Source organism: Phascolarctobacterium sp. (assembly GCF_045124115.1).
In the GTDB taxonomy this organism is placed as follows: Bacteria; Bacillota; Negativicutes; order Acidaminococcales; family Acidaminococcaceae; genus Phascolarctobacterium_A.
In genome coordinates, this window is sequence record NZ_JBGVLF010000032.1 from 1 (window position 1) to 7739 (window position 7739).

Consider the following 7739-nt stretch of genomic DNA (forward strand, 5'->3'; position numbering starts at 1 on the left):
AAGGATCTTAATTTCTTCTTCTGTTAAAATTCCTCTAGCCATATTGTGAGCCTCCTAAAATAATAATAACACGATTTTCAAGAAAACCAAAAATAATTTTTTGCGTTCTTGACGTGTCCAACTTTAGGGGACCACCTCAAACCGTTGCAAAAGCTGCTCCACTCGCAAGCTGTTGGCTGTGTTGATGGCCACCGGCGTGATGATCTGTGGGGGGTGACTAATAAAGTTGATGCAGCGGAATTAGAAGAAGCTACAAGCAGTAACTATATTGCCGGTGCTGCTTCTGAAGATGCTGAAACTGACGGTACTTTTTCCATATATAAGAGTGTTAAAAAAAACAGTGACGGAACGATTAATGATCGCAGGTCCGTGAAGTATAAAACTGGTGATACAAAAACTATTGACGTAGTAAGCTATGTTTTAACATCTGTTGATATTCCCGATGGTTCTAAGGACTTGTATTGGGTGCGAGAAGGCTATGGTGTAACTGCTACCAATAATAAGTATTTTAATGACGCTGACACCGCTGTAAGATTAGATGCGTATAAAGTGTCTGCAAGCACTAGTGAAGCAGGCTTAGTTTTTGTTGGTAAAAATGGCTTGGCTGATACTGAGGTAACGACTGCTGTAAATAATGATAGATTGCATAAATTAAATTATAATACCTATGGCGGTATTACTAATTCCGGTGGTACAGGTACACCTTCTGACTGGAATTACAATATTTTACGTGATGGCAGGTTTCAAGATGTAGGCGGAAGCAACTTCGCAGCTAATTTTTCCGAAGTAGACCTTGACGAAGCAAGTGGGTATTACAAAACTAAATGGGGCGAAAAAGTAAATTTTGAAAATGTGTATTACATAGATGGTAAAATTGGCGTGTTTCTGACTAAACCTGGGGTGCAGGAAGTTTACACCGGTCCTGTTTATGGTAAAAATAATGAGATTTTAGTAACTGCGTATGATGAAACAGCAAAAACTTGGTCTACAGTTTGGGGCGCGCAAATTACAGATCCTAATGCAACTATTGGTAGCATGACTGTGGGTCAATTCAATAACATTTTGGAAGATATCCATAATGAAGACGTTACTCTTAGCTTAGCGGATGTTGAAAGTGTTGCTGTTGATACTACTAATAAATCTATCAATTTGGTCAATAAAAAAGGTAATTCTATTCCGGGCGTGACTATTACTAGAACAGCGGATGATGGTAGTGATACAAAAGTTACTATTTCTGATAGTGCTACAAAACCGAATAAGATTGAATTAGTGACTGGCTCCAGAGTTGAAATTAATAAAAATGGTGAAATTGTAGACAAAGGTGCTGCTTCTACTATTACTGTAAATGGCTATACTTATTCTATTCCTCAAGGTGGAGAAGGTGCAGAGTACACTGTTGCCGCAAACAACAAAGCTACAGGTGATGCTGCCAATGTAGTTAAAAAGTACCAGTTGATGAAAAATGATGGCACCACTACTACTTCTGCTGGTGAAGTTATTTTTGATACGGATACTCAGTACAAGGTAGTAAGTGCAGGAGAAGGCAAGTATGAGTTGGTAGATATAAGTGACGCAAGAGAAGCAACTCAGTTTGTAGATACTGATACGAACAACCAATACAAGGTAGTAAGTGCAGGAGAAGGTAGATACGAGTTAGTAGATATTAACGATAAAAGAGCTGCGACGACCTTTACTGACACGAACAACCAGTATAAGGTGGTAAGTGCAGGAGAAGGTAAGTATGAGCTGGTAGATATCAGTGACGCAAGAGAAGCAACCCAGTTTGTAGATACTGATACGAACACTACTTATACAGTATCTGACAGAAAGGCTCCGAGTGTTCAAGTTGCTGGTGCAGTAGGGCAATATGATATTACTGATAGTAATGGCAATCCCATTGGACAAATCGTAGATACCGACACCAAGTACAGCATTACTAATGTTACTTCAAAAGTTACTGATAGGCCTGCAAACTTGGTTAACCGCTACGAGTTCAAAGCGGACAATGGATTGTTTGGGGTAATGTTTGAAGATACTGATACCTATACGACTAATGCTGATTTTGATAAGACTACCAATATGTTGACTTTGACCCGTAATGATGGCGGAACAGTATCCGTTGATCTGTCTAGCGTAACTTCCGGTACTATGAATAATTGGAAGGTTGCGGTAAATGGCGGAGCTGGAGAAGAAGTAACGAATGGTGACACTGTTAACTTTAAAAATGGTGCAAATGTAGCGATAACTCAAAATGGTAAGGAAATTACCGTAGCTGCAGATAACATGCGTGTGGCAGGTGGCGAGGCTACATATTCCAATGGATTAGCTACTGTTAAAGTGACTCATGAAGATGGTAGTGTTGTAGAAAATGCAATTACAGGTTTGCATGACTACTATGTAACTAGCGGTACTGTAAGCTATGATAAGGCTGGTAATAATGGTAAAATTGTGCTTAAAGGTACTGGTATTGATGATGTAGAAATTACTGGCTTGAAAAATACTACATATAAACTCAGTACTAATACTGGTAATACTGCAGGTGTAGTAAATGAGTACGTAATTACTGACAGTGATGGCAACGCTTTTGCTCCTATCGTTGATACCGACACCAAGTATAGCATCACTAATGTTACTTCCAAAGTTACCGACAAACCTGCAAACTTGGTTAACCGTTACGAGTTCAAAGCAGATAATGGTTTGTTTGGTGTAATGTTTGACGATACCGATACTGTAAGTACAGTTTCAAGCAGTAACAGCAATATAATCGTTAACCCTATTACAAATGAAGATGGTAGCACAAACTATGAAGTAGCATTGAATAATGTTCTTGACCTAACAGCTCAAGGTAGTGTAACTGTTGGGGCAAGCGTATTGAACAACAGCGGTCTGACAATCGGTAATGGTACTAACAATGTAATCAGCCTGACAAGTAACAACATCAGTATGGGCGGCCAACAAATCCATAACGTAGCAAAAGGTACAGCAGGGACTGATGCAGTAAACGTTGACCAACTGAAAGCTGCAACCTCCGATCTGACTAACAAAGGTCTGACATTCAAAGCTGATGGAGATGCTACTGTAACCAAAAAATTAGGCGAAACACTCGAAATTGTGGGTGGCAAGAACATTGATACTGCTGTAACAGCAGATGGCGAAGTTCAAGTAAGCCTTGAGAAAGACGTAGTCCTTGGTGACGAAGACGAAGAAGGTAGCTTAGTTGTAAATTCTAAAGATGGCACCATAACCATTAGCAATGGTCAAATCGCTGGCGAAAAATTTGTACTGGGTGCAGATGGCTCCTTGTCCGTAGCAGACGGCAAGTTCTTGGTTCGTGGCGATGGTACCTTCCATAGCACTTTCGGTGACAATGGAACAATGGTTGGCACTGCAGACGGATTTGCAGTACAAAAGAACAACAACAAGTTTGCTGTAACTAATGATGGTGTTGGTTTGGTTTCCGGTAACAGTTCTGTAGTAGTAGACCAATACGGCACAACCTTTAGCAATGGCGATATCAACGCTACAACCAATATTAACGGATCTACTGTTACTGCTGGTCAAGTAATTGTAAATGGTGGTGCAGGTACTGTAAACGGTTTGACTAATACAACTTGGACTCCTGACAGCATTGTAAGCGGTCAAGCAGCAACAGAAGACCAACTGCAACAAGCAATCAACACAGTAACCTCCAATGAAAAACACATTAAGGAAGGTACGTATACTGTTGGTAGCGATAATACTGTTAAGTTGGATATGGTCGTTGGTGATAAGGTTGTCAAAGATGCTGTTGTTATCCAAGACGTGGCATCTGCAACTGACTTAGGTGATGTTGATAATCTTAACATCAGTGGCGTTACCAAGCCTACTAATGTAGTTGACGCTGTTAATGCAGTAGATAAAAAAGTAGGTAATGCAGACTTTACTGAAAAAGAGGGCGTCAAGTATAATTACATCGGTGGTGCCACTGACTTGACTGATGCAGCAATTAAGCTGGATCAAGCAATCAGCCAAGCTTCTAGCCAACATACTACTGTAACTAATGGTGCTAACATCACTGTAACTGAAACTGCACCTATTACAGAGAATGGCGGCAAAAACTACAAAGTAGAACTAAATCCTGATCTTAAAGGTTTAAACAGTATTGACACTAAGACTGCTAACGTTACCGAAAAGCTCACTGTTGCTGGCAATACTACCATTGATAAAGATGGTGTTAAAGTTGGCGACAAAGTAGCTTTGGGAAATACTGGTCTGACTATCGGAAGTGGTGATTCTGCAGTTTCTGTAACCGAAAATGGTATCAGTGCTGGCGGTAACAAAGTTACTAACGTTAAAGATGGCGAAATCTCCAAAGATTCCACAGACGCTGTAAATGGCAGCCAACTCTATGAAACCAACCAACAGGTAATCGCAAACGCTGAAAACATTAACAACCTGCAACAAAACCTCAACTCTGTCAACAGCCGTGTAGACAAAGTTGGTGCAGGTGCAGCCGCTTTGGCAGCACTGCATCCCATGGACTTCGATCCCGATGATAAACTCAGCTTCGCAGCAGGCGTAGGTAACTACAACGGCCAAAATGCTGCAGCTTTGGGTGCGTTCTATCGTCCGGATGAAAAGATAATGTTGAGTGTTGGCGGTACCATGGGCAATGGTGAAAACATGGTTAACGCAGGCGTATCCTTCGCACTGGACCGTACTAACCACGTGAACAACTCCAAAGTAGCAATGGCTAGAGAAATCGTGGACTTGAAAGCTCAAGTTGCCCAACTCACAGCTTTGGTAACTAAGCTGATTGGTGCCAACGAAACCGATAATGCTAAAGCAGCAGGCATGTTCCCCGATGTTCCGGAAAATCACTGGGCATACGAATACATTCAAGGCTTGGCACAAAGAGGCATCATCGACGGCTATCCTGATGGCACCTTCAATGGCGACCGCACCATGAGCCGTTACGAATTTGCAACCATGCTGTTCAAAGCAATGCAAAACGGCGCTGTACTTAGCGAACAAATTATGCAAGAGTTCAAACCTGAACTGGGTCGCATCCGTGTAGACCGCGTGAAAGGTGCGGACAATGACGGTCATAAGATTGAACGCGTACGTGTAAACGGTGGCGATGAACGTGACCATTACGGCAACAAAATTAGTAAATAACTAAATCATACTCCAAACTTTGGGTGGCCCGCTTCGGCGGGCTGCCCTTTTTTTACGCTTTGCTGGCTAATTATATTATCGTAATTTACTATGTACAAAAACTAAATTTAAATAAAATAAAAATGCTATTAATAATATTTCTTGCAAGTGTTATACATACGTGATATACTAAAAATTACTTGAGTATCTCTCATCGTAGGGAAAAGGAGTAGGCGATGCTAGAAAAATATTTACATTATTATAGACCTTATAAAGCTATATTGGTTGGCGTAATGCTGGGTTCCTGTGTTGTCGCTGTCTTGGACTTGTTGTTTCCCATGATCGTGCGCCATGTACTGAATGTGGAACTACCTCAGAATAATATAGATACTATTTTTATGTGGGCAGGACTGCTTTTATTACTGTATCTAATTAACTTTTGTTTAGTCTTTGGCATTAGTTATTACGGACATGTGATGAGTATGGGGATTGAACACGATATGCGGCGGGACATTTTTGCCCATATTGAGTCTTTGTCCTTCCGCTATTTTGATAATACACGGACAGGGCAGCTTTTGAGCAGGATTACCAGTGATATTGTAGAGGTCAGCGAGCTTACCTTCCGTGGACCCAATGATGTTTTGGTCTGCAGTATCAGCATGCTTGGTTCTATTGGCATTATGCTGTACATGAACCCTATTTTGGGTGGCATCATTAGCGTTTTGCTGTTGGGAAAGACAGTGCATGCTATTATTATCAATAAAAAGATGAAAGCTGCTTTTCGCAAAAGTAGAGCAAAGTCCGGCGAACTTACTGCTCGTACGGAAGAATCTCTTAACGGTATCCGTTTAGCGAAGACTTTTGCCAATGAAGATTTAGAGTTGGCACGTTTTATGGAAAAAAGTAGCGAACTAAAGGAAGTACGCAGCAGTTCTTTCGGTATTTTGGCGTATTTTTCCGGCGTGGTAGGTTTGTTTACCAATGTGACCAATCTTACTGTTTTGGTGTGCGGTAGTGTTATGGTAGCCTTCGACCGTTTAGCGTTAAGTGATTTTGTTGCTTTCTTCCTTTATGTAAATCTGTTTATGAAGCCTATTCTGCGCCTGATGGTGTTTACGGAAATATATCAGCGGGGTATGGCGGGCTTGAATCGTTTTTATGAAATGTTGGCTGTTAAGCCGGAAATAGAAGATGCGCCTAACGCTATTACGAGTGTCGCAATTAAAGGCGATATATTTTTTGATAACGTAACTTTCAGCTATCTGGAAGGTCAGCCTGTGTTGAAAGATTTTTCCTTGCACGTCAAAGCAGGGGAGAAGGTGGCTTTTGTGGGCGCTACGGGAGCAGGCAAAACTACCATTGCCAATTTGCTGCTCCGTTTTTACGAACCGCAACAGGGGAGTATTTTACTGGATGGTGTGGATATAAAAAACTATAGTCAAAAGCTGTTGCGCCAGCAGGTTGGCTTGGTGCAGCAGGACGTGTTCCTTTTCTCAGATTCCGTTGCTTTTAACATTGCCTACGGTAGGATGGATGCCGCATCCGGCGATATTGAAAAAGCAGCCAAAGAGGCTGCTGCTCATGAATTTATTGAACGCCTGCCGGAAGGGTATGGTACCATGGTAGGCGAACGCGGTGTCAAACTGAGCGGTGGACAGAAACAGCGTCTAGCCATTGCTAGAGCGTTTTTGAAGAATCCACCGGTAATGGTTTTCGATGAGGCAACTTCTGCATTGGATACTAGGACGGAAAAGCAGATCCAAGGTGCTATGAACAAGCTGGCAATCAATAGGACTACGTTGATTATTGCACACCGTTTATCTACTATTGAAGATGCGGACCGCATCGTGGTACTTAAAGATGGCGGTATCGCGGAAATAGGTACTCATCAAGAGCTGTTGGCGAAGAACGGTAATTATAAGGCACTTTATGAAACAGCTAAAGAATAATCTAAAAGAGTTAGGATGGCAATTACGCTATCCTACCTTTTTTGTGTTAATGGTTTCCGTTCGCAGAAAGATTCTATTGATATATTGCTCCGACGACTTGTGTAACCAATGTTGGTGTATGTGATAAATTGATGTTTTTTTGTAAAATATTTAACACTATTCTAAACTGTAGCCAAGCGTGTCTTTTTGCCAACTGTTCCGTGCGTTTTGTGGAAAAAGTTACAAAAAGTGCTAAAAAAGGTGTTGACATGAGTCGGTCACTATGGTATTATATACAAGTCGCTGAGATACAGCAACGAAAATGAAAGCGAATCTCCGAACAAAGCGACACACAATGAACCTTGAAAACTGAACAATAACCTATTAAAAAAGCGAATGTGCGGGTCGAGTTCGTTAAGAACGAGACCAAGTCATAAGTGAGCACCAATTCGCTCGCGAGTCGTAAGACGAAGCGAAGAATTGCACGTGCGAACTTAGTTAATAATTGCGATTGAATAATGAGCAATTATTAACGTCATAATTCCTATTTAAAATAATAAGAGCCAAATCGGTTCTTCAATAAAACTTTATTGGAGAGTTTGATCCTGGCTCAGGACGAACGCTGGCGGCATGCCTAACACATGCAAGTCGAACGGAGAAAGTTCAACACCGAGC

At 41.3% G+C, this 7739-nt stretch carries 2 protein-coding genes and 1 rRNA gene; all 3 read left to right on the forward strand.

All coding sequences use genetic code 11. The features are described from left to right. Positions 1–213: 213 nt before the first annotated feature. On the forward strand, positions 214–5157 hold the full coding sequence (locus ACJMM4_RS05140; RefSeq protein WP_405383411.1) for a YadA-like family protein: 4944 nt from the start codon (positions 214–216) through the stop codon (positions 5155–5157). A 215-nt stretch (positions 5158–5372) separates the two neighbouring features. Continuing rightward, positions 5373–7085, forward strand: a complete 1713-nt coding sequence (locus ACJMM4_RS05145; protein ID WP_405381857.1) for an ABC transporter ATP-binding protein — start codon at positions 5373–5375, stop codon at positions 7083–7085. A 566-nt stretch (positions 7086–7651) separates the two neighbouring features. Continuing rightward, positions 7652–7739, forward strand: a 16S ribosomal RNA gene (locus tag ACJMM4_RS05150); the annotation flags it as partial.